Source organism: Pseudogulbenkiania sp. FW507-F1, assembly GCF_058781125.1.
This window is the reverse complement of the sequence record NZ_JBYSWM010000004.1, coordinates 1-21330: the sequence shown is the minus strand read 5'-3', so window position 1 is coordinate 21330 and position 21330 is coordinate 1. Positions and strand designations below refer to the sequence as shown.

At 65.4% G+C, this 21330-nt stretch carries 19 protein-coding genes; 7 read left to right on the top strand and 12 right to left on the bottom strand.

Translation table 11 applies throughout. The annotated features are described in order from the left end of the window. Positions 1-9: 9 nt before the first annotated feature. The gene (gene nhaR / locus AC3WG5_RS03665; protein WP_492567827.1) at positions 10-912 is read right to left on the bottom strand and encodes a transcriptional activator NhaR; all 903 of its coding nucleotides are present in this window, start codon (positions 910-912) and stop codon (positions 10-12) included. Between the two features lie 105 nt (positions 913-1017). On the opposite strand from nhaR, the gene htpX reads away from it, so the two are divergent. The 3 genes from htpX (at position 1018) to AC3WG5_RS03650 (ending at position 3362) form a co-directional block, all read left to right on the top strand. After that, complete coding sequence (gene htpX, locus AC3WG5_RS03660; protein ID WP_008954238.1) at positions 1018-1905, top strand: protease HtpX; 888 nt, start codon at positions 1018-1020, stop codon at positions 1903-1905. A 16-nt stretch (positions 1906-1921) separates the two neighbouring features. Continuing rightward, positions 1922-2911 (top strand): TerC family protein, encoded by a 990-nt coding sequence (locus tag AC3WG5_RS03655; RefSeq protein ID WP_492567826.1) that lies wholly within the window; start codon positions 1922-1924, stop codon positions 2909-2911. A gap of 136 nt (positions 2912-3047) precedes the next feature. Continuing rightward, the gene (locus AC3WG5_RS03650) at positions 3048-3362 is read left to right on the top strand and encodes a hypothetical protein (RefSeq protein WP_008954236.1); all 315 of its coding nucleotides are present in this window, start codon (positions 3048-3050) and stop codon (positions 3360-3362) included. 558 nt (positions 3363-3920) lie between these two features. Here AC3WG5_RS03650 and AC3WG5_RS03645 read toward each other — a convergent pair. After that, entirely contained in the window at positions 3921-4973 is a 1053-nt protein-coding gene (locus tag AC3WG5_RS03645; RefSeq protein ID WP_482581712.1) for a DUF1338 domain-containing protein, read from the bottom strand. Positions 4974-5124: 151 nt separating this feature from the next. On the opposite strand from AC3WG5_RS03645, the gene gcvA reads away from it, so the two are divergent. Beyond that, positions 5125-6081, top strand: a complete 957-nt coding sequence (gcvA, locus tag AC3WG5_RS03640) for a transcriptional regulator GcvA (protein WP_008954233.1) — start codon at positions 5125-5127, stop codon at positions 6079-6081. 152 nt (positions 6082-6233) lie between these two features. On the opposite strand, the gene AC3WG5_RS03635 is transcribed toward gcvA, so the two are convergent. From AC3WG5_RS03635 to AC3WG5_RS03625, 3 genes are read right to left on the bottom strand one after another with little or no spacing between them, the layout of a single operon-like run. Beyond that, positions 6234-9335 carry an efflux RND transporter permease subunit gene (locus AC3WG5_RS03635; protein WP_492567825.1) on the bottom strand — a complete coding sequence of 1034 codons (3102 nt, stop codon included), beginning with the start codon at positions 9333-9335 and terminating at the stop codon, positions 6234-6236. Continuing rightward, positions 9332-10483, bottom strand: coding sequence for an efflux RND transporter periplasmic adaptor subunit (locus AC3WG5_RS03630; RefSeq protein ID WP_492567824.1), 1152 nt, complete (start codon positions 10481-10483; stop codon positions 9332-9334). The genes AC3WG5_RS03635 and AC3WG5_RS03630 overlap by 4 nt, the downstream gene beginning before the upstream one ends. A 53-nt stretch (positions 10484-10536) precedes the next feature. Continuing rightward, positions 10537-11154, bottom strand: coding sequence for a TetR/AcrR family transcriptional regulator (locus AC3WG5_RS03625; protein WP_294867946.1), 618 nt, complete (start codon positions 11152-11154; stop codon positions 10537-10539). Positions 11155-11248: 94 nt separating this feature from the next. On the opposite strand from AC3WG5_RS03625, the gene AC3WG5_RS03620 reads away from it, so the two are divergent. From AC3WG5_RS03620 to AC3WG5_RS03610, 3 genes are all read left to right on the top strand, one after another. Beyond that, a complete protein-coding gene (locus AC3WG5_RS03620) occupies positions 11249-12739 on the top strand; it encodes an efflux transporter outer membrane subunit (protein WP_492567823.1) in 1491 nt (496 codons plus the stop codon). 250 nt (positions 12740-12989) lie between these two features. Beyond that, a complete protein-coding gene (locus AC3WG5_RS03615; RefSeq protein ID WP_492567822.1) occupies positions 12990-13304 on the top strand; it encodes a hypothetical protein in 315 nt (104 codons plus the stop codon). A gap of 17 nt (positions 13305-13321) precedes the next feature. Continuing rightward, a complete protein-coding gene (locus AC3WG5_RS03610) occupies positions 13322-13876 on the top strand; it encodes a PaaI family thioesterase (protein WP_492567821.1) in 555 nt (184 codons plus the stop codon). Between the two features lie 276 nt (positions 13877-14152). On the opposite strand, the gene AC3WG5_RS03605 is transcribed toward AC3WG5_RS03610, so the two are convergent. From AC3WG5_RS03605 to AC3WG5_RS03575, 7 genes are all read right to left on the bottom strand, one after another. Next, the gene (locus AC3WG5_RS03605) at positions 14153-14500 is read right to left on the bottom strand and encodes a hypothetical protein (protein ID WP_482581723.1); all 348 of its coding nucleotides are present in this window, start codon (positions 14498-14500) and stop codon (positions 14153-14155) included. A 374-nt stretch (positions 14501-14874) separates the two neighbouring features. Continuing rightward, entirely contained in the window at positions 14875-16338 is a 1464-nt protein-coding gene (gene astD / locus AC3WG5_RS03600) for a succinylglutamate-semialdehyde dehydrogenase (RefSeq protein WP_492567820.1), read from the bottom strand. Between the two features lie 57 nt (positions 16339-16395). Beyond that, complete coding sequence (gene astA / locus AC3WG5_RS03595; RefSeq protein WP_492567819.1) at positions 16396-17436, bottom strand: arginine N-succinyltransferase; 1041 nt, start codon at positions 17434-17436, stop codon at positions 16396-16398. After that, complete coding sequence (locus tag AC3WG5_RS03590; RefSeq protein ID WP_492567818.1) at positions 17433-18476, bottom strand: arginine N-succinyltransferase; 1044 nt, start codon at positions 18474-18476, stop codon at positions 17433-17435. Before AC3WG5_RS03590 ends, astA begins: the two co-directional genes overlap by 4 nt. Before the next feature lie 115 nt (positions 18477-18591). After that, the gene (locus AC3WG5_RS03585) at positions 18592-19833 is read right to left on the bottom strand and encodes an aspartate aminotransferase family protein (protein WP_492567817.1); all 1242 of its coding nucleotides are present in this window, start codon (positions 19831-19833) and stop codon (positions 18592-18594) included. Positions 19834-19955: 122 nt separating this feature from the next. Next, positions 19956-20927: a GlxA family transcriptional regulator gene (locus AC3WG5_RS03580; protein WP_492567816.1), complete on the bottom strand. Its 972-nt coding sequence runs from the start codon at positions 20925-20927 to the stop codon at positions 19956-19958. Positions 20928-20958: 31 nt separating this feature from the next. Further along, positions 20959-21330 (bottom strand): ATP-binding cassette domain-containing protein (locus AC3WG5_RS03575; protein WP_492567815.1); only part of this gene is annotated, 372 nt, incomplete at its 5' end.

Sequence of the window (21330 nt, the reverse complement as noted above, 5' to 3'; positions counted from 1 at the left end):
TGGCGGCGATTAGCGTTCGTGGGGTTCCGTCGCCGAGCGCATCAGGGTCTCGACGGCGCTGTGCTGCAGCTTGCGGCGATTGGCGATGGCGTAGTAGTGCTCGTACACACCCGTCACCTCCCCCACCACCTCAACCTCGAACTGGCGCGTGATGTCGTCGACCTGGAACGACGGCGCAGGAAACAGTCCGACACCCTGCCGGCCGAAGGTCTTCAGCAAGGCGCCGTCCTCGAATTCGCCGACGATGTCGACCTTGATGTTTTGCTCTTCGAACCATTGTTCGAGCTGGCTGCGCAGCACGTTGTCGCGCGTCGGCAGCAGCATCGGCGCGCGTGACAGGCTGAGCGGAAAATCCTCGCGGTACTGGCTGCATAGCTGGGCAGTGCCGAAGATCATCACCGGGCAGCGCGCCATCAGGGTGGATACGAAGGGCTGCTGGCCGCCGGCGGGCACCGGCCGATCGGCCAGCACCACGTCCAGCCGATGCAGTGCCAGTTCGGCGAGCAATTCGTCGAACGCCCCTTCGGTGCAGACCAGCCGTACCCGCTGCTCGCCGCCCAGCACCGGCTCAAGCAGGCGGTAGGACACGGTCTTGGGCAGCACGTCGGTGATGCCGGCCGCCAGCCGTACCGTCGACCCCAAGGTGTCGTCCTCCAGTGTTTCTTGCAGCGACTCTCCCAGCATGAAGATCTGATCGGCGAATTGCAGCGCCACGCGCCCCGCCTCGGTCAGCACTAGGTTGCGCCCCTGCTGGGTGAACAGAGCCTTGCCGAGGGCGTGTTCCAGCTTCGAGACCTGGCCGCTGACGGTTTGCGCGCTCATGCCGAGCCGTTCCGCCGCCCGGTTCACCCCGCCCTCGCGCGCCACGGCCCAGAAGTAATGCAGGTGCTTGTAGTTGAGGATTTCTTTCATGATTGTTCGAATAAATCGTAGTGTTTATGTGATTTTATTCGATTTTATCTTTTAATGTCAGGGGCTATGCTGTCAGCACAATTCAACAACCCCCGGATAACCATCATGAAACGAGTTCTGCTGCTCATTGTGACCAACCTTGCCGTGATGCTGGTGCTCAGCGTCGCGGCACAGCTTCTGGGCGTTAACCGCTTTCTTACCGCCAACGGGCTGAACCTCGGCATGCTGCTGGCGTTCTCCGCGCTGATGGGCTTTGGCGGCTCCTTTATTTCGCTCCTGATGTCGAAGACCATCGCCAAGTGGAGCACCGGCGCCCGCGTCATCGACAATCCGTCCCACCCCACCGAGCGCTGGCTGGTGGATACCGTGCAGAAGCTGGCCACACGTGCCGGCCTGCCGATGCCGGAAGTGGCCGTGTACGAGGGCGAGCCCAATGCCTTCGCCACCGGCGCCAGCAAGTCGAACTCGCTGGTGGCGGTGTCGACCGGGCTGCTTGCCTCGATGAGGGAGGAGGAAGTCGAGGCGGTGCTGGCGCACGAAATCGCCCACATCAAGAACGGTGACATGGTCACCCTGACGCTAATCCAGGGCGTGGTGAACACTTTCGTGTTCTTCCTGGCGCGTGTGGTGGGCTACCTGGTCGACAGCTTCCTGCGCCGCAACGACGAGGAGGAAGCGTCGTCCGGCCCCGGCATCGGCTATATGGTGACCGTGATCGCCTGCGAGATCGTATTTGGCATCCTGGCCTCGGCCATCGTCATGTACTTCTCGCGCCAGCGCGAATTCCGCGCCGACGCCGGTGCGTCCCAGCTGATGGGCTCGCGCCAGCCGATGATCGCGGCCTTGTATCGCCTGGGTGGCATGGATGCCGGTGGCCTGCCGCAAGGCATGGCCGCGTCGGGTATCGCCGGCGGCAAGGGTGGGCTGATGGCGCTGTTCGCCAGCCACCCCAGCATCGAAGAGCGTGTGAGCGCGCTGCAGGCCCGTTCGTAACAACCAAGGAATGTTCATGGATTGGATTTTTATCTCCGTCATCGGCTACCCGCTGTGGGTCTGGCTGATGTTCATGACGCTGGTGGTGGCGCTACTGGTCTTCGACCTGGGTGTCTTGCACAAGGACCAGCACGAGATCGGCGTGAAGGAGAGCCTGAAACTGTCGGCCTTCTACATCGCCATGGGGCTGGCCTTCGGCGGCTGGCTCTGGTGGTACAAGGGCGCGGATGCAGGCATGCAGTACTTCACCGGCTATGTGATCGAGAAATCGCTGTCGATGGACAACATCTTCGTGATGTCGCTGATCTTCACCAGCCTCGCCGTGCCGCGCATCTACCAGCACCGCGTGCTGTTCTGGGGCATCTTGGGCGTGATCGTGCTGCGCGCGGTGATGATTGGCCTGGGCGCGGCGCTGGTGGCGGAGTTCCAGTGGATGCTGGTGCTGTTTGGCCTGTTCCTTATGGCGACCGGGGTCAAGATGCTGTTCGCCGATGACGAGCATCCGTCCTTGGAAAAGAACCGCATGTATCGCTGGCTGAAGGGCCACATGCGCCTGACCCCGACGTTGCACGAACAGCATTTCTGGGTGCGTGGCGAACGTCACGGCCTGGCGCGCGGCTGGTGGGCGACGCCGTTGCTGCTGGCGTTGATCATGGTGGAATCGGCCGACGTGGTGTTTGCGGTGGACAGCATCCCGGCGATCTTCGCCATCACCCAGGACCCGTTCATCGTCTATACCTCGAACATCTTCGCGGTGCTGGGTCTGCGTGCCCTGTACTTCGCGCTGGCGGCGATGGTGCATCGCTTCCACTACCTGAAGTACGCGCTGTCGCTGGTGCTGGTCTTCATCGGCAGCAAGGTGGGGCTGGTCTATCTGCACGATATCGGGCTGACCAGCGTGAAGATTCCGACCGGCTTGTCGCTGCTGGTGACGTTCGGGCTGTTGCTCTCCGGGGTGCTGTTCTCGCTCTACAAAACCCGCAACGACGCGACCCCGAGCGTCTAAGCTGGTGCCGCTGACGGCTTCGCAAGGGGCCGTCAGCCGTCAAGGGGGTGGCAGCGCAGGGGAACCTTGAAGACATGCCCGGGTCACAAAAGACCCTGGCAACACAATGCCAGCCATTCCGAATAAGGAGGTTTGTATGAATACCAAGACTACTCTGATGTCGCTGTGCGTAGCGTTGACGCTCTCGACTGCCCAAGCAGCCTTGGCGGCAAATGGCCACTCCGGCGGCCATTCCGGGGATCACTCGGGCAATAATGCTGGCGGCGTCTCCGCTGATCACATGAGTGACAGTGCCGTGAGCAATTCCAACGCCCAGTTCATGTCGACGTCCACCCGTGGCCTGGTTCGTGCTCAGCAACGCATGAGCGTCAATGGCCAGGAGAATGAGAAGACCAACCTCAAGACCGAGACGGAAACCGAAACCGAAACGGAGTCGGCTACCCAGCGCTGACGCCTGTCTCCGCAGTTTTTCTGAATCGATAACGGAGGGTCGCCATCAGGCTCCCTCCGTTTTGCTTTGGCAAGCATGTTACGAGATCAGGGGGCCGAGTCCAGGGTGTTCGGCAGCGCGCGGAATTCGCCGATGTGGCCAGCGATGTGCTGGACGTGCTGGCGGTCAGACGGGGGCATGGCGTAGCTCTGGGTGTGGGTGGTCGTCTGAGAGCGTGTGAATAAATCGGCTGCGCGCCCCTGATTGGGGTTCATGTGTACTGCGTGTGGATCTATCGCCGAGCCGATCAAAGATGGGCATGCGGAGATTCGCTCAACGATCAGGAATCCTCTGTGCTTTGTGTACATTCCAGTTCCTGCGCTGCTCTTTACCCCGCTGAGGACCTCTCGCGACGATTTCTTTTACCCGCCCGAAAAAAAGGGCCCGCACCGAAGCGCGGGCCGTACGGACTTCCGGTCCAGGGAAGTTCTTCGCGGCACCTTGCGCGTGCAGGACAGCTGGCGCCAGCACTGCACGTGCCCAAGATGCCAAGGCGTCGCCGCCTGATGCAGCAGGTTTTCAGCAGGCGGCGGCCGTCATTTTGAAAATGCCCTGCGCGTTGGAGCTGTCGAAGCGCAGGTCGAGCTTGCTCTCGCCGCTGGCCGGGTCGACGATGCGGTCGCGCGTGATGAATTCGTAGAACGAGCCCGGCACCACGCGCGTCACGCGCGTGCCGTCGGCGGCGATGAATTCGCGCTCGACGCGGGTGGCCTTGAACGCGGTCTGGCGCACCGAACCGGCGGCGGAAACCTCGACCTTGTCCTTGATCGGCAGGCCCTGTGCGCGCAGCGCGTCAGCCACGGCGAACACGTCTTCGACATGGTCGGTGGCGTGATTGAAGGCATTGCCCTCGGTGGCGATCCACGCCATCTCGGCCGATTCTTCCAGCAGTGTCTGGTAGGCGGCGAGGCGCGGGGTGGCGTGCTGCACGTCGAAACAGCCCACCAGCTCCGGCAGCAGTTCGACCGCCTCGGCAAACGGCAGCGCGCAGGTGACGGCGAGCTTCGTCAGCAGTTCCTTGGCGCGCTCGGAGAGCGGGTCGCGCGAACTGCCCAGTACTTCGTTCGCCGCCGCCTGGAAGGCCGGCGAGAACTGGTCGGCGTGCAGTTCGGAGACGAAGAACTGGGCCACCACTTCCGGCGCGTCCTGGTGGCAGTAGGCGCGACCGGTCATCTTCAGGCGCGGCAGCGGGTAGACGCCGGCCACGGCGAAGCCCAGCGGCTCGAGAAAGCGCTTGAACGCCTGCTCGCCCATCGGCAGAGCGCCGGTGTCGGCGGCGGTGACGGTGCGCAGTGCGCCGTGGTCGAACACCACCTTGCCGCCTTCGGCCAACTTGGCGGTGACGTAGGTCTTGCCTTCCGGCACGGCTTCCAGGTTCTTGGCGAACAGCAGCATGTTCATGGCCTGGGCCAGCACCACGCGCGGCACGGTGGCGGGGCGCACCGCGGCCGTGAGCAGGGTGTCGTCGACCTCGATCATATTGAACAGGCCGCGCGTGCTGGCCTGGCCGGCGACGGCTTCGAGCAGCTGCCACAGTTGGCTGGTTTCTACGTTCGCGTTGACGTGTGCCATTACGGAATGCCTCTTATTCTGTTTCGGGCAGTTCGAGGCAGCGGGCCCACCCCGCTGTCGCTGCCGCACGATAAGCAAAGTCTCGATTTTTTTACGGCTTGGCTCAAGCGATGTATTCTGCTGACTTCATTCTGAAAACTCATCAACTACCATGCGTCGAACCCTGCCCTCGCTGATGGCCCTGCAATGTTTCGAGGCCGCCGTCCGTCACCTGAGCTTTACCCGCGCCGCCGAAGAGCTGAACCTGACGCAAAGCGCCGTGAGCCGCCAGATCCGCGCGCTGGAAGACTTCATCGGCCGGCCGCTGTTCGAGCGCGTCAAGCAGCGCCTGGTGCTGACCGTGGCCGGCGAAGCCTACGCCGCCGCGGTGCAGGACGTGCTGGACCGCGCCGAGGCCGCCACGCTGCAACTGATGGCCTATAGCGGCGAAGGCGGCATGCTTACCATCGCCATGTTGCCCACCTTCGGCTCGCGCTGGCTGGTGCCGCGGCTGGGCGACTTCGCGGCGCGCTACCCGGACATCCAGCTCAACCTGGTCACCCAGGTGCGGCCGTTCGATTTCGACAAGGTGGAGGCCGACGTGGCGATCCACTTCGGCCCGGCGCTGTGGCCGGGCGCGATCTGCCACCGGTTGATGGGCGAAGACATCGTGCCGGTGTGCGCGCCGGCCCTGCTCGGCGGGCGACCGCACCTCGACGACGTGCGCGAGATCCTCGCCTACACGCTGCTGCAACACACCACGCGGCCGCAGGCGTGGAACGACTGGCTGCACGCGGCCGGCATCGAGGGCTTGACGGGAAATGAGGCGGGGTTGTTGAGTGGCCCGCGCTTCGAGCACTTCTTCATGGTGATCCAGGCCGCCGTGGCGGGGCTCGGCATCGCGGTGCTGCCGCACTTCCTGGTGGAGGAAGAGCTGCAGAGCGGACGGCTGGTGCTGGCGCTCGACAAGCCGGTGCGCAGCCAGCACGCCTACTACCTGGTGCACCCGGCCACCAAGGCCGACCTCTACAAGGTACGCGTGTTCCGCGAGTGGCTGCTGGAGCAGGCTGGGCGGGAGGGTATGGAGCCAGCGGCTAGCCAATCGGGCGCGGTGGCGGCGTCGGCTTGAGTGGAAATGCCCGGCCGACAACCGGCCGGATAACCCCAGAAGCCGATGAGGTGATTGATCTCGCGTAGCTGGCTTCCGTCTGCGCTCATGAAGTGAAATGTAGTGGTGGCACACCGGCAACCGCTGCGGGGCCGGCGCGCCGATTCCTTCAGCTAGTCTGCAGCAGGTTCCGTTCGTATCGTAGGAGCGGCGTGCCCCTCCGCCGCCGTCGGCCTGATTTTGAACCAGATCGAGTACAAGGCCGGCAAGAACACCAGGGTCAGAACCGTCCCGGCGAAGGTGCCGCCGATCAAGGTGTAGGCCAGCGTCCCCCAGAACACCGAATGGGTCAGCGGGATGAACGCCAGGATGGCGGCGAGTGCGGTCAGGATGACCGGGCGCGCGCGCTGCACGGTGGCTTCGATAACCGCACGGAATGGATCGAGTCCGGCCTGTTCGTTTTCACGAATCTGTCCTATCAATATCAGCGTGTTGCGCATCAGGATTCCAGACAGCGCAATCAGACCGACCAGGGCGTTGATGCCGAACGGCTGCCGGAACAACAGCAGGGTGGGCACGACCCCGATCAGGCCCAGCGGCGCGGTGGCGAACACCATCGTCATCGCAGAGATCGACCGGACCTGGAAGATGATCGTGATCAGCGTCAGGGCGATCATGATGGGGAAGATCGGCGCCATGGCGCGATTCGCCTTGCCGGATTCCTCGATGGAACCGCCCTGCTCGATCCGGTAGCCGGCCGGGAGCTTGGCGATGACGGGCTGAAGATCCTTCCATACGGCGGTGGACACGTCCGGCGGCTGCAAGCCCTCGGCAATGTCTCCGCGCACGGTGATCGTTGGCGTGCGGTCGCGGCGGCGCAGGATCGGGTCTTCCATGTGGACGTTCACCGTTCCGATCTGCGACAGCGGAATCCGTTGGCCGGCCGCTCCGACTAGGGTGAAATCGGCGATCTTGCCCGGATCGAGCCGCGTGTTGCCGGCTGAACGGGCCACGACCTGTACCGAGCGGATGTCCTCGCGCACCTCGGTAATAGGGATGCCGCTCAACAGGAACTGAAGCTGTTGTGCCACGTCGCTGGAGCTCAGGCCAAGGCTCTGGAGCCGGTCCTGATCGAGCGAGAAACGCAGCGTGGGCACGCGCTCGCCCCAGTCGGTATTGACCGTCCGCATCTGGGAAGAGGCCTGCATCACGGCACGCACCTGCGCCGCGATGTCGCGCAGCTTGTCGGGGTCGGGCCCCATCACGCGGAAGGCCACGGGGAACGGCGAGTACGGGCCAAACACCAACTGGGCCACCCGCACGCGCGCCTCCGGTGCCAGACCGTCGGCCACCGCCTGCCGCAGCCTGAGCTTGAGCGCCTCACGCGCCGCCTGGTTGTCCGTCAGGACGACGATCTTCGCGAACGAAGGATCGGGCAACTCCGGCGCCATGGCGAGGTAGAAGCGCGGCGCCCCCTGTCCGACGTAGGCCGTCACGATCTTCGCTTCCGGCTGCCTGGCCAGCCAGGCCTCGACCTTGGCGGTCACCGCACTCGTCTGCTGGATCGAGGTGCCATACGGCATCTGGACTTCGACCAGCACCTCTGGCCGATCGGAAGTCGGAAAGAATTGCTTGTTGACCACGTCCATGCCCAGGACCGCGACGAACAAGGCACCGACCACGCCCGCCGCAACCAGCCATTTGCGCCGGATTACCGATCCAAGAAGGCGGCGGAAGCGCTCGTAGTGCGGGGTCGCGTAGATCGCCGCGTTCCCGCCCTCGTGTTGCTTGAAGTTCGGGAGCAGCTTCACCCCCAGGTAGGGCGTGAACACGACGGCGACGATCCACGACGTGATCAGCGCAATGCCGACGATCCAGAACATGTTGCCGGCGTACTCGCCGGCAGTCGACTTGGCGAAGCCGTTCGGCATGAAGCCGATCGCCGTCACCAGGGTTCCGGAAAGCATGGGCGCGGCGGTATGGCTCCACGCATAGGCCGCCGCGCGGATGCGGTCGTAGCCCTCCTCCATCTTCACCACCATCATCTCGATGGCGATGATCGCGTCGTCGACCAGGAGCCCCAGGGCGAGGATCAGGGAGCCCAGCGTGATCCGGTCGAAGTTCTTGCCGGTGGCCGCCATGATGACGAAGACCGCGGCCAGGGTCAGGGGAACCGCTGCCGAGACCACGATGCCGGCGCGCCATCCCATGCTGAGGAAACCCACCAGCATCACCACGCCGAGGGCCACGAAGAACTTGAGCATGAACTCGTCGACGGCTGAGTGGATATTGATCGATTGGTCCGTGACCTTGGTGAGGCTCATGCCGAGCGGCATCTCGGCGTTGATCGCCGCCGCTTCCGTCTCCAGCGCGCGGCCGAGATCGAGGCCGTTCCAACCCTCGCGCATGACCACGCCGAGCAGCAAGGCCGGTTCGCCGTTGTTGCGGATGAGGAAGGTGGCCGGATCCTCGTAGCCCCGCTTCACCTCGGCGATGTCGCCGAGCTTCAGCGTACGGCCCCGCGCCGCGACGGGCGTATTCCGGATCGCCTCCAGATCGTCGATGGCGCCGTCCAGCCGGATGAAGACCTGTGGGCCCTTGGCTTCGATCGAGCCGGCGGGCGTCATGACGTTGCGCCCGTTCAGCGCTGCGAAGAGGTCGCGTGGGGAGACGCCCAGGGTCGCGAGGCGGTCATGGGAGAACTCAACGAAGATCCGTTCGGCCTGCTCGCCGATGATGTTCACCTTCTTGACGCCCGCCACATGAAGCAGGCGCTGGCGCAGGGTCTCCGCGTCGCGCACCAGGTGCCGATGGGCCTCACCCTTCGCTTTCAAGGCATAGAGTGCAAAGGTCACGTCGGCGTATTCGTCGTTCACCATCGGGCCGATGACGCCACGCGGCAGCTTGCCGGCCTCGTCGCCGAGTTTCTTGCGCCCCTGATAGAACTGCTCGGGGACCTCCGCGGGGGGCGTGCTGTCGAGCAGGAACACCGTGGTGAAGGCCAGGCCCGGTCGCGTAAAGGTCTCGGTCCGGTCATACCAGCGCAGTTCCTGCATGCGCTTTTCCAGGGGCTCGGCGACCAGTTCTTCCATCTCCTTTGCCGTAGCGCCGGGCCAGGCGGTGACCACGGTCATCTGCTTGACGGTAAAGGCGGGATCCTCCGCCCGGCCCAGCGTCAGAAAGGCCACGATCCCGGCGATGAAGATGGCCAGCATCAAGAACAGGGTGACCGAGCGCTCGCGTACCGCGAGGGCAGAGAGGTTGAAGGCGCTCATTTCCCCTCCCCGCTGGCCGCCGCCACGCTTTGCGCGGCTTTGCCGTCAGCCAGTCGTACCTGCTCACCTTCGTGCAGCAGATGGGCTCCGAGCACGACGACGCGATCGCCCGCCGCGAGGCCACCGACGACCGCGGTGGCTTCGTCACTGAGGCCGGTTACCTGCACGGCGCGCCAGGTGACCCGAGGCGCCTTCCCTTCGACCAGCCATACGCCGGGGCCTTTGCCGGGATCGACGATCGCGCCGATGGGTACCCGCAGTGCCGGAGCGGAGCGGTCGTGCGGGATGCGAATGGAGACGGTCGAGCCCAGCGGCGCGTCCGCCAGACGGTCCTCCAGCACGTAGCGCGCCTCGAAGGTGCGCGTCTCACGGTTGGCGGCATCCGACAACTGGCGCAGTTTCGCCGCGCCCGTGAGCCCGCTGCCATACAAGGCCGCGCGCGCCACGGATCCGACCGCCGGACGCAGGGCTTCGGGGAGCTCGATGACTGCTTCGCGGCGCCCGGCATGCGCCACACGAACGACAACCTGCCCGGCACTGACGACCTGGCCCGGCTCCGCCAGGGTCTCCACCACCACGCCGTCCGCGTCGGCAAGCAGGACCGTGTAGCTGGTTTCGTTGCGCGCCACGTCGGCCTGGGCCTGGGCCGCATTGAGCTCCGCCCTTGCCGACTGGGCGGCGGTCTTGATCTTGTCGTAGGCCGAGGCCGACACCGCACCCGCCGAGACGAGGTCGCGGTACCTCGCCTCGTCCTCCGCGGTCTGGCGCGCGCGCGCCGTGGCGGCGGCAACCGCCTCGTCGTGGGCGCGCGTGGCGAGCTTCAAGTCGGTGGGGTCGATGCGCATCAGCGGCTGGCCACGCTTGACGGCCTGCCCGGTATCGACCAGGCGCTCCAGGACCTTGCCGGGAACGCGGAAACCCAGGTCGCTCTGCACCCGCGCCGCAACAATGCCGGTGAATGAGCGCTCGGCCTGGACGGCGGCCTCTACCGCCCCCACCCGTACGACGGGAATTCGGGTCCGCGGATCAATTGAAGAAGTGGCGTCGCTGCACGCTGCCAGGGCTAAGGGCAACAGACCGACGACGGCGAGGAAGGGAATAGTACGGCGCTGAAGCATGATGACCTCCGGAAACACGAAGGTCTTCATGCTCTAACTTGTGACCATATTTGTCAATGGTCACTTTGTGCTCATGGAGTACCCTAAGGCGCCAGGCTACGCAGCACCAGGTTCGAAAGTCGTGTAGGCGCGTCCTCGACGAGGTCGAGGTTGTGCTGGAGCAGGAGCGGATTCGCGAAGGGCAGCATGACGAGATAGATAGCATGCACCGTCTCGTCCAGCGGTGTCTTGCGTTCGAACTCGCCGCTCTCCCGCCCTTCGCGGACGATCTCCGTCAGGATCTGCCGGATGCGCTCGCAGTAGGCGCGGGCAGACGGCCACCCCTCGCCGGCGGAATACGCCGCGATGTCGTACAGCTTGCGGTCGTTGAAGAACAGGCTCACGCCGGTCGCCACCAAGACCTTGAACATTCTGCGGAATTTTTCCGTCGGGGTGGATGCGCCTGCCACGGCCTCTTCGACCGCCACGACGATGGCACTCAAGGTCTTGGAGCAGATGGCCTCGCCGATGGCCTGCTTGGAGTCGAAGAACTTGTAGATATAGGCCTTGGAAAAGCCGATCGCCTTGGCCAGGTCGGAGACCGTGGTCTTCTCGTAGCCGTAGTGGCTGAAGTGTTCTCCGGCCGCCTCCACGATCTGTTCTCGAACGCTATGGTCGGCGGGGCCACGCGTCTGCGGGGCGGAAGACTCGATTTCATTCATGGGGAAAACAATACCTCGTATGCTAAAGCTTGACAACCAGTGACCAATTTAGACTATAGTCACACAAACAGTTCAACTCCCCCGAAGGACTCCCATGCTCGCCCATCCCCGTTCTCTCGCCCTTCTTCTGAGCGTCGGCGTCTTGACGGGCTGCGCCGTCGGCCCCGACTACAGACGGCCCGAGATCGCCCTGTCGCCCACCTTCATCGGACAGGAAGGCGTCGATCACCGGCAGGTTCAGCACAAGGCAGACCTCACGATCTGGTGGGCCGCCTTCGACGATCCGCTGCTGACGCACTTCGTCGCGCTGGCCCTCGACCAGAACCTGGACATCGCGCAAGCGGCGGCACGTGTCGCCCAGTCGCGTGCGTCATTGCGCTACGCCAATGCGGCGCTGCTTCCGGCGGCCAACGTGAGTATAACCGCAGCGCGAGGCTACCAGTCGGTCGAGACCCCGCTGGGGCAGGTGCTCAACGCCACGCCCGGCTTCGATCGCAGCGGCAGCTCCTACGAGGCCAACCTCGGTGCGAGTTGGGAGATCGACATGTTCGGCGGTCTGCGGCGAGGGCGGGAGGAGGCACGCGCGGCGTACGAGGCATCCGAAGCCGGCGCGGTGGCGACACGGCTGGCCGTGGCCGCGCAGACGGCGGATGTGTACGTCACGATCCGGGGCTTGCAGGCGCGCATCGCGATCGCCAGACAGCAAGAGGAAACCCGTCGTCAGTTGTTCGCCATGGTCAGGCTTCAGTACGAGAAGGGGATTGCCGCCGAACTCCAGATGAACCAGGCCGAGGGTTCGCTCACCGAGGCCGAGGCACAGATTCCCGTCCTGGAAGCCGGCCTCGATTCGGCGATGAACGCACTGGACGTGCTGCTTGGAGCTCAGCCGGGAACCTACCGCACGGAGCTGGCTCCGGTGGCACCGGTCCCGGTCGTTCCAGGGCTGGCCGAGACCGGCACCCCGGCCGAGATGATTCGGCGCAGGCCGGACCTCATCGCCGCCGAGCGGCGCCTGGCTGCGGCCAATTCGCGCATCGGCGTGGCGGTCTCGGAGTACTACCCCAAGTTTTCGCTTGCCGCCCTGCTGGGCAGCGCCACTGCGATCGCGAGCGGCAACCTCTTCACCGGGGCCGCCAGCCAGGCCCAGGGCGTCCTCGGACTGCGCTGGCGCCTGTTCGACTTCGGCCGCGTCGACGCGCAGATCGCTGCCGCGCGCGGCCAGGAGGCCGAAGCCCTGGCGGCCTACCGGCTGGCCGTGTTGCGGGCCGCCGAGGATGTCGAGAACGCCTTCTCCTCCCTCATCAAACGCGAGGCCCAGGTCGGCATCCTGACGCGGGGCGAATCCTCGCTCGCCCGTGCGCGCGAGAACTCGCTTGCCGCCTACCAGGGCGGCGTCGTCAGCCTGATCGAGGTGCTCGATGCCGACAGCAAGCTGCTGCAGGCGCGCGATGCGAAGGCACAGGCCCAAACGGAGGCGGCGCGCGCCGCTATTGCCTCCTTCCGGGCCTTGGGGGGCGGGTGGGATGCGCGGCATGCAAGCAGCAACCACCTCTCCGGCGACTTCTCCACTAGCGCCCGCAGGTAAGCAAAATGACCACAACAGAACAATCCAGGGGTGCTCATCATGGGCGCATCGAGCGGTGGCACTGGTTGGGGGCCGGGCTGGCGCCGGGTACGGGCAATTACGGCCGACTGTTTAACAGGAGATGCCCCATGGCGAATGGTTAACAGCGCTTTTCACGCTTTATGTGGATACACACGTATTTCTCGGCCGAGCGGTGCCAGGCACTAACGGCTCCGCCCGCCTACTGCTACACCCGAACAGGAGACTCATCATGAAATCGCTTTTGGCATTGTCCGGCATTGTCCTCGTCATTTCCGCCCACACCGCGCTGGCGAATCCCGGCCACCCGCAGGACCCTCACGAGCAGGCGCGGCAGTCGATACTGAACGTGACACCGCATTCGGCCGCCATCCCCACCACGACGGCAACCGAGACGCAAGCGCCGACGGATCCGCATGAACTCGCGCGTCAGCGAATCGTCCCGTCGCCCGTGACCAGCGTCGCGTCTCGACCCGCATCCGAGGTGGGGTCCCCGCCGAAAATCGACCCGCACGAGCGCGCGCGCCGCTCGATTCTAGGAAGCTAGGGAGAGGAGTCGACCCCATGACAGCGCCAACCGACGCGATGAACCCCGAAGAAACGCTTGCCCGCTGGCGGGCCGAGGAGGCGGCCGTGCGCGCCCGCCTCCAGACGACTCCCGGCGTGGCCTCCCCTGCCCAGCTCGCCGGGCGCAACGGATTGCAGATATTTCAGGAGCTTCTCGCCGGGGAGATTCCGCCCCCGCCGATGGCTGCGACGCTCGGCTTCGCCCTGCTTCGCATCGAGCCCGGATTTGCGGTATTCCAAGGGGAGCCAGGCTTCAGCTACTACAACCCGATGGGCACCGTGCACGGCGGCTGGTTTGCAACCATACTCGACACCGCCATGGGATGCGCCGTGCATTCCACGCTGCCGGCGGGCAAGGCCTACACCACCCTGGAACTGAAGCTCAACCTCGTCCGCGCACTCACCGACGCGGTGCCGCTGGTTCGCGCGGAAGGCCGGCTGGTCCACGGCGGCCGCCAGGTGGCGACCGCGGAAGGCAGGCTGGTCGGACCTGACGGCAAGCTCTACGCCCACGCGAGCACTACTTGCCTGGTCTTTGACCCGGCTTCATAGAAGATCGGCACGAAAGGCTTCGGCCCGGCTCGGGCCTCGATCATCGCGGAGCATCAGGGTTCCCGACTTGGCGCATCGGGCAATGCGGATGTCACCTCTACAACAGGAAGGGGCCGGCCGTCAGCCGGAAGCATGGATATCTCTTGAGGGTCGATCTGCATCGGTGGCAATCAAGTGTGGCATTGGGTGCAACGGACTGATCAGCATTGCAGCAACCTGGCGTGCCAGTGCGCGTCATCCCGCAGCACAGGCTCCGCCGGCTACGGCATGAGACCATCAGTGCATAAAGGTCAGATAACCCCACAGCACCACGATGTTGGCCATCAGGGCAAAGCCGACCGAAAAGCTGATGCCGGAAAACAGCGCCCAGGCGCGGAAGACCTCGTACCAGTCGGGCACCACCTCAGCCAGAGTCTTGGCCAGGTGATGGCTGGCCAACAACAGCGCGCACAGGATCGCCCACTTGATCAGATAGCCCGGCAGGTATTTGCGTTGCTGGCGGTTGAAGCGATAGTTCTGCTCGCGCAGCATGTGGTCGCCCTGCGAGACGTCACGGAACAGCCAATAGGGAATGAAGTAGAGATACAGCAGGTGGAGTAATCCGGGTTCCGTCGTGTTGGGCATGACAGTCCCTCCCCCTTGTCGAAAAACAGCGGCACGCCGCCTTGAACCCCGGCCTGCATGTCCCTGCGGCCGCCCTCATCCACTATAGACACTGCCAGCGCGCGCCATGGGGCGACCCGTACGCGGGATGGCACGTGCCCAAAAAAAAGCAGCCCGGTGTGCACCGGACTGCCAACACTGACGACTTCCACAGACAAAATCGGGAGCTCCTCCGGAAAGCGAGCGGGCCATGGCAGGCCGAGCCGCGTCGCAGGCGCAGGATGGGTGGAGCAATGCGGAACCCCTCATCCGCTATTGATGGGTTCCGGCCGGTGTGCCTTTGCCCAGCCTGCGAGTACTCAAGATGCCAAGGCGCAGCCGCCTGATCGAGAGGCTTACAACGACATTCCCGGCGCGAGCTGGCTCGGCAGCGCCAGCGCCGGCGCTTCCACCGAGGCCATCGGGTAGGCGCAGTAGTCGGCGGCGTAGTAGGCCCCCGGACGGTGGTTACCGGAGTTACCGACACCGCCGAACGGCGCGGCGGACGAGGCACCGTTGGTCGGCTTGTTCCAGTTCACCACGCCGGCGCGGATGTCCTGGCTAAAGCGTTCCCACAGAGCGGCATCGTCGGCCAGCAGCGCCGCCGACAGGCCGTATTCGGTGTCGTTGGCGATCTCCAGCGCCAGATCGAAGTCGCGGTAGCGGATGATCTGTGTGAGCGGGCCGAAGTATTCCTCGTCCGGCAGCTCGGTCACGGCGGTGACGTCGAGGATGGCCGGCGTGACGAAGGCTTTGCCCTCTTCCAGCTGGCGCATTTCCAGGATCGGCTTGGCGCCCAGCGCGATCAGGCGCTCTTGCGCGGCGAGCATGCCCTGCGCGGCCTTGAGCGACACCATCGCCCCCATGAACGGCTGCGGCTCGGCGTCGAAGGCGCCGATGGTGAGCTTGCCGGCTACCTCGGCCAGGCGCGCCACGAAGCGGTCACCGAATTCGCCCACCGGCACCAGCATGCGGCGCGCGCAGGTGCAGCGCTGGCCGGCGGAGAGGAAGGCGGACTGGATGGCGTGGTGCACGGCGGCGTCGAGGTCGGCGCACTCGGCCACCAGCAGCGGGTTGTTGCCGCCCATCTCCAGCGCCAGCATGAAGCCGGGACGGCCGGCGAACTGGCGGTGCAGCGCCACGCCGGTGGCGGAGCTGCCGGTGAAGAGCAATCCGTCGAGGTCGGCGTGCTGCGCCAGCGCAATGCCGGTGTCGCGCTCTCCCTGCAGCAGGTTGATCACGCCGGCCGGCACGCCGGCTTTTTCCCACAGTTTGACGGTGAGCTCGGCCACCAGCGGGGTCAGCTCGGACGGTTTGAACAGCACGGTGTTGCCGGCGATCAGCGCCGGCACGATGTGGCCGTTCGGCAGGTGGCCGGGAAAATTGTACGGACCGTACACCGCCACCACACCATGCGGGCGATGGCGCAGCACGGAGCTGTCGCCGGCGAGGTCGGCGCGGTGTTCGCCGGTACGCTCGTTGTAGGAACGGATCGATATCTCGATCTTGCCGATCATCGCCGCCACTTCCTGGCGCGATTCCCACAGCGGCTTGCCGGTTTCCAGGCCGATGGTGCGGGCCAGCTCTTCCTTGTGCTCGCCCAGCACCTCGGCGAAGCGGCGTACCAAGGCCAGGCGCTCGGCCAGCGCGGTGCGGCGCCAGCCGGCGAAGGCGCGGCGCGCGGCGATGAAGGCGGCGTCGATGTCGTCCGTTGCCGCGGCGCGGCCTTCCCATACAGGCAGGCCGGTGGCCGGGTTGAGCGAAACAAAGACCGGGCCGTGGCCGGCGGTCCAGTTACCGTCGATGAACAGTTGGCTCATGTCGTGTCTTTCCATGTGGTGGGCCGGCAGCGGCGCGCTGCCGGCGGCAATCGGTTATCAGCTAGCTGCCTTGGCAGCGGGATAGAGCGTCATGGCGCGTACGGTGTCGCCGCTCTTCACGTGCAGGGCCTGGGCGTGCTCGGCACTCAGGGCGATCACGCCGTCCGCAGGGTTGGCCGAAGCCAGAATCACGCGAAAATCGGCCAGTTCGCCGTTGGCCACCAGGTAGCGCTGCTCGCCGGCGGCGGCGCGTTCGGCCACGATCTCGACGCGGTACAGCTGACTGTCGCGCATCACGCGCAGGCTGTCGACGCGGGCTTCCAGCACTGGGCCACCCTCGAAGATGTCGACGTGGTGCTCCAAGCGCAGGCCTTCGGCCTCCAGCAGGCGGCGCGCCGGCTCGGTGTCCTTGTGGACCTTGCCGATGCACTCCTGTGCCTCGGGCGGCAGGAAGTCGATGTATACCGGGTAGCGCGGCATCAGTTCGGCGAGGAAGGACTTCTTGCCGAGCGCCACCAGGTGGTCGGCTTCGTGGAAGTCGATGCGGTAGAAGTGCGTGCCGAGCGCCTTCCAGAACGGCGATTCGCCGTTCTCGTCGAAGTGGCCGCGCATTTCGGCGCAGATGTGTTCGGCGAAGCGTTCCGGGAACTGCGCCAGGAACATGAAGCGCGCCTTGGACAGCAGCGCGCCGTTGCCGTTGACGCGGAAATCCGGGTCGAGGAACAGCGTGCACAGCTCGGAGTAGCCCGTCAGGCCGTGCGACATGTGCAGCTTGTCCATCTTGGTCCACAGCCCCAGTTCGCGGCTGGCGTGCACGAAACTGTCCATGCGGTAGGTGTAGAACGGCTGGTCGAGGCCGACCGCGACCTCGAGGCCGCACACGCCCACCACCTGGCCGCTGTCGCTGTCTTCCAGCACGAACAGATAGCCCTGCTCCGCCAGCGGCGCGGTGCCGTCGACGGTGCGCTGCACGCGGTCGAGGCGCGCCGCCTGCACGGCGTGGTCGGGCTTCAGCGTGGTCATGCCGGGGCCGGCCTTGTGCGCCAGTTCCACCAGGGCGTCGACATCGTCCGGTCGGCACAGTCTCATCACGATCATGGGCGGGCTCCTTCAACGTGCAGCGGCGCGCAACGCACTTCGTCGCCGTCGGCGATCTCCAGCACGTCGGCCACTTCTTGCGGCAGGACGATCTCGCTCTCCAGCCGCGCCGGCAGCTCGGCGACGGTGCAGCGGAAATCGCCGGTTTGGGTATTGCTCACCAGGTAAGGCACGGTCGGGCCACTCACCTCGCCGCGCAGCGCGCAGTGCACCCGGCTGTGGCGCACCGACTGGCACACCTCCAGCGGCGCGGTCAGCACCGGGCCGGCGTCGAACAGGTCGACGAACTTGTCCGGCTCCAGGCCTTCGGCCAAGTGGCAGCGGTAGTTGAGGCGCGCGCCGACGTGTGGCTCACCCATCACGCGCTGCGCCTCTTCCGACAGCAGCGGTACATAGAGCGGGTCGACCTGCATCATTTCGGCGATGAAGGTGCGGCTGCGGCCGCCGGAGGCCAGTTCCATCTGGGTGAAGTCGCGGCGGAAGAACTTGTAGCCGACGCCATCCCAGAACGGCGAGCGGCCCTCTTCGTCGGCCACACCTGGCAGCACCGAGAATATCTCGTTGCTGAAACGTTCGCGGTGCTCGGCGATGAACAGCATGCGTGAGCGTGACAACAGCTGCGGCGCCAGCAGCGCGTTGCCGAGCGTGGCTTCGTCGAAGTAGAAGCCGGTGAGCCGGGTGCGGCCGGTCAGCTCGTGCGACATCATCAGCGCGTGCACGCGGTGGTTCACCTTGAGCTCGCGCGAGGCGTGCACCAGTACTTCGTTACGGAAGGCGTAGAACGGCTCGGAAAAGCCGGCCATCGCCATGATGCCGGCGGTGCCGTAGAGCCGGCCGCTGACGGAGTCTTCCAGCACGAACAGGTAGCTCTCTTCGCCGGGGCACTCGACCTCGCTGCGCAGCGAATTGAGCGAGTCGTTCACGCGCTGTTGCAGGCGCTGGCGGTCGGGCGGCAGCGAGTGCAGCACCGGCCCGCCCGATCGCGCCATGCGCTCGATCTGGTCCAGATCGGAAAGCTTGCTCGGTCGAACAAACAGCATGTCAGTCCCTTCCAATGGTTTCTGTTCGTAGGATGGTGGCGCAACGCGAAACCCATCGGTCGATGCTGATGGGTTCCGGCATATTTGCCTTCACCCATCCTACGAGTTGTGGCGCTTAAGCAGGCTGGGCCTCTTTGACTACCTTCGCCTTCTCCATGATCTCGGCAGTCACGGCTTCCAGGCGCTTGAGGCCTTCTTCCAGGTCCGCTTCCGGGATCACCAGCGACGGTGCGATGCGCACGATGTTGGGGCCGGCTACCAACAGTACCAGGCCGTGGCGTGCCGCTGCGGTGAGGAAGTCCTTGGCCTTGCCGGCGAGTTCGTCGACCAGTTCGGCGCCGACCAGCAGGCCCATGCCGCGTACATCCTTGAACGCATGATGCTTGGCGCCGATGCGCTTGAGGCCGTCCACCAGCAGCTGATGGCGGCGCTTGACGCCGTCCAGCACCTCCGGGGTGTTGATGATCTCGATCACCTTGTCGGCCACGGTGCAGGCCAGCGGGTTGCCGCCGTAAGTCGAACCATGGGTGCCGACCACGAAGGAAGCGGCAATCTTGCTGGTGGTCAACATGGCGCCGATCGGCATGCCGTTGCCCAGTGCCTTGGCGCTGGTCAGGATGTCCGGGGTCACGCCGTAGGCCTGGTAGGCGAACAGCGAACCGGAGCGGCCGACGCCGATCTGCACTTCGTCGAAGATCAGCAGCGCGTTGTGCTTGTCGCACAGCTCGCGCAGCTTCTTCAGGTATTCCGGGGTGGCCGGCAGCACGCCGCCCTCGCCCTGTACCGGCTCGACGATCACGGCGCAGGTGCCGTCGTTGATCGCGGCTTCGGCGGCGGCCAGGTTGTTGAATTCGATGTGGTTCAGGTTGCCCGGCAGCGGCGCGAAGCCTTCGGTGTACTTGGGCTGGCCGCCGACCGACACGGTGAACAGGGTGCGGCCGTGGAAGGCCTGCTTGCACGACACGATGCCGGTCTTGTCGCCGCCGAAGTGGTCGAAGGCGTAACGGCGCGCCAGTTTCAGCGCGGCTTCGTTGGCCTCGGCGCCGGAGTTGCTGAAGAACACCTTCTCGGCGAAGGTGGTTTCGGTCAGGCGGCGCGCCAGGCGCAGCGCCGGCTCGTTGGTGAAGGTATTGGAGAGGTGCCACAGGCGGTCGACCTGCTCGTGCAGCACGGCGGTGAGTTCCGGGTGCAGGTGGCCGAGGCTGGTCACGGCGATGCCGCTGGCGAAGTCGATGTATTCGTTACCGCCCTGGTCCCACAGGCGCGAGCCCTTGCCGGATACCGGGATGAAGGCGGCCGGGGCGTAGTTGGGAACCATGACTTCATCGAAGGTGTGGCGGTTGACTTGAGCGGTCATTCTGTTCTCCTTGGCAGGCGTTGAGATGGGATTCATTCTAATGACGCTTTTTTTATTTACCTTCCAGAAAAACGACAGGTCCATTCCGGTTTCCACCAGCCCGGGACGCCGTGCCGGGCGGCTCATTCGGCATCGGCCGGTTTCGACTCATTGGCGAAGCGTTCTTCGCGCGGGGCGATGCCGAAATGGGAACGATACACGGTGGAAAAGTGCGGCCCGGACGAGAAGCCGCACAACAGGCCGATCTGCACCACCGACTTGCCGGTGTTGCGCAGCATGGCGCGCGCCCGCTCCAGGCGCAGTTGCAGGTAGTAGCGCGACGGCGGCACGTCGAGGTGCTGCTTGAACATCCGCTCGAGCTGGCGGCGCGATTGCCCGGTGAACTGGGCGATCTCGTCGGTGGTGAGCGGCTCCTCGATATTGGCTTCCATCAGCATCACCGCCTCGGTGAGTTTGGGCTGGCGCTCGCCGACACGCGCCAGCAGCGGCACGCGCTGCTTCTCCTCGCTGCCGCGCACGCGTTCGGCGCACAGCACCGCGGCGACGGATTCCACCAGCTCGGCACCATGATCGCGCCCGATCAGCGCCAGTGCGCCATCCAGCACGGCCAGCGCGCCGCCGCAGCTGAAGCGGTCGCGATCGAGTTCGAACACGCGCTGGCTCGCCACTACCTTGGGAAAGCGGTCGGCGAAGCGTGGGTAGTCCTGCCAGTGGATGGTGGCGCGGTAACCGTCCAGCACGCCGGCACTGGCCAGCCACCAGGCGCCGGCGTGCACGCCGCCTAACAGCGTCAGGCGCGGCGCCAGGCGCCCCAGTTCGCTGGTGAAGAGGCCCGAGTCGGCGAACGAGGCGACGCCTTCGCTCAGCACGAACAGCTGCTCGAACGGCGCCGCCTCGCGCAGCGCGCCCGCCACCGGGAACGCCATGCCGCCGGAGAGCGGCAACGGCTCGCCGTCCCAGGTGTAAAAACTGAGCTGGTAGAGCTTCTTGCCGGACAGGCGGTTGGCCTGGGCAAACGGCTCGTTCAGGCAGCCGATGCCGAACATCGAACAGGGCGGCAGCAGCAGCACCGCCAACTGGCGTGGCGTATCCATCAGCAGGCTTGCCGCAACAGGGACGCCGCGGTCATTTCAGGCTGCCGGCGAGGAACTGCTGGAGGCGCTCGCTCTTGGGCTGGTTGAGCACCTCGCGCGGGTGCCCTTCCTCCTCCACCCGGCCCTGGTGCAGGAAGATCACGTGGTTGGACACCTCGCGCGCGAAGCCCATCTCGTGCGTCACCACCAGCATGGTGCGGCCCTCTTCGGCCAACGTCTGCATCACCTTCAGCACCTCGCCCACCAGCTCCGGGTCGAGCGCCGAGGTCGGCTCGTCGAACAGCATCACCTCCGGCTCCATCGCCAGCGCGCGCGCGATCGCCACGCGCTGCTGCTGCCCGCCCGACATGTGCGACGGGTACTTGCCCTCTACGCTCTCCGGCAGCCCGACCTTGGCCAGGTA

Coding starts and splice junctions, on each gene's coding strand:
- AC3WG5_RS03590 (WP_492567818.1), bottom strand. CDS start 18,476: ATGCTGTTTGTTCGACCGAGCAAGCTTTCCGATCTGGACCAGATCGAG.
- astD (WP_492567820.1), bottom strand. CDS start 16,338: ATGAGCCAACTGTTCATCGACGGTAACTGGACCGCCGGCCACGGCCCG.
- gcvA (WP_008954233.1), top strand. CDS start 5,125: ATGCGTCGAACCCTGCCCTCGCTGATGGCCCTGCAATGTTTCGAGGCC.
- AC3WG5_RS03635 (WP_492567825.1), bottom strand. CDS start 9,335: ATGAGCGCCTTCAACCTCTCTGCCCTCGCGGTACGCGAGCGCTCGGTC.
- AC3WG5_RS03655 (WP_492567826.1), top strand. CDS start 1,922: ATGGATTGGATTTTTATCTCCGTCATCGGCTACCCGCTGTGGGTCTGG.
- AC3WG5_RS03580 (WP_492567816.1), bottom strand. CDS start 20,927: ATGGATACGCCACGCCAGTTGGCGGTGCTGCTGCTGCCGCCCTGTTCG.
- AC3WG5_RS03645 (WP_482581712.1), bottom strand. CDS start 4,973: ATGGCACACGTCAACGCGAACGTAGAAACCAGCCAACTGTGGCAGCTG.
- nhaR (WP_492567827.1), bottom strand. CDS start 912: ATGAAAGAAATCCTCAACTACAAGCACCTGCATTACTTCTGGGCCGTG.
- AC3WG5_RS03620 (WP_492567823.1), top strand. CDS start 11,249: ATGCTCGCCCATCCCCGTTCTCTCGCCCTTCTTCTGAGCGTCGGCGTC.
- AC3WG5_RS03605 (WP_482581723.1), bottom strand. CDS start 14,500: ATGCCCAACACGACGGAACCCGGATTACTCCACCTGCTGTATCTCTAC.
- AC3WG5_RS03625 (WP_294867946.1), bottom strand. CDS start 11,154: ATGAATGAAATCGAGTCTTCCGCCCCGCAGACGCGTGGCCCCGCCGAC.
- AC3WG5_RS03610 (WP_492567821.1), top strand. CDS start 13,322: ATGACAGCGCCAACCGACGCGATGAACCCCGAAGAAACGCTTGCCCGC.
- AC3WG5_RS03615 (WP_492567822.1), top strand. CDS start 12,990: ATGAAATCGCTTTTGGCATTGTCCGGCATTGTCCTCGTCATTTCCGCC.
- AC3WG5_RS03630 (WP_492567824.1), bottom strand. CDS start 10,483: ATGAAGACCTTCGTGTTTCCGGAGGTCATCATGCTTCAGCGCCGTACT.
- htpX (WP_008954238.1), top strand. CDS start 1,018: ATGAAACGAGTTCTGCTGCTCATTGTGACCAACCTTGCCGTGATGCTG.
- astA (WP_492567819.1), bottom strand. CDS start 17,436: ATGATCGTGATGAGACTGTGCCGACCGGACGATGTCGACGCCCTGGTG.
- AC3WG5_RS03585 (WP_492567817.1), bottom strand. CDS start 19,833: ATGACCGCTCAAGTCAACCGCCACACCTTCGATGAAGTCATGGTTCCC.
- AC3WG5_RS03650 (WP_008954236.1), top strand. CDS start 3,048: ATGAATACCAAGACTACTCTGATGTCGCTGTGCGTAGCGTTGACGCTC.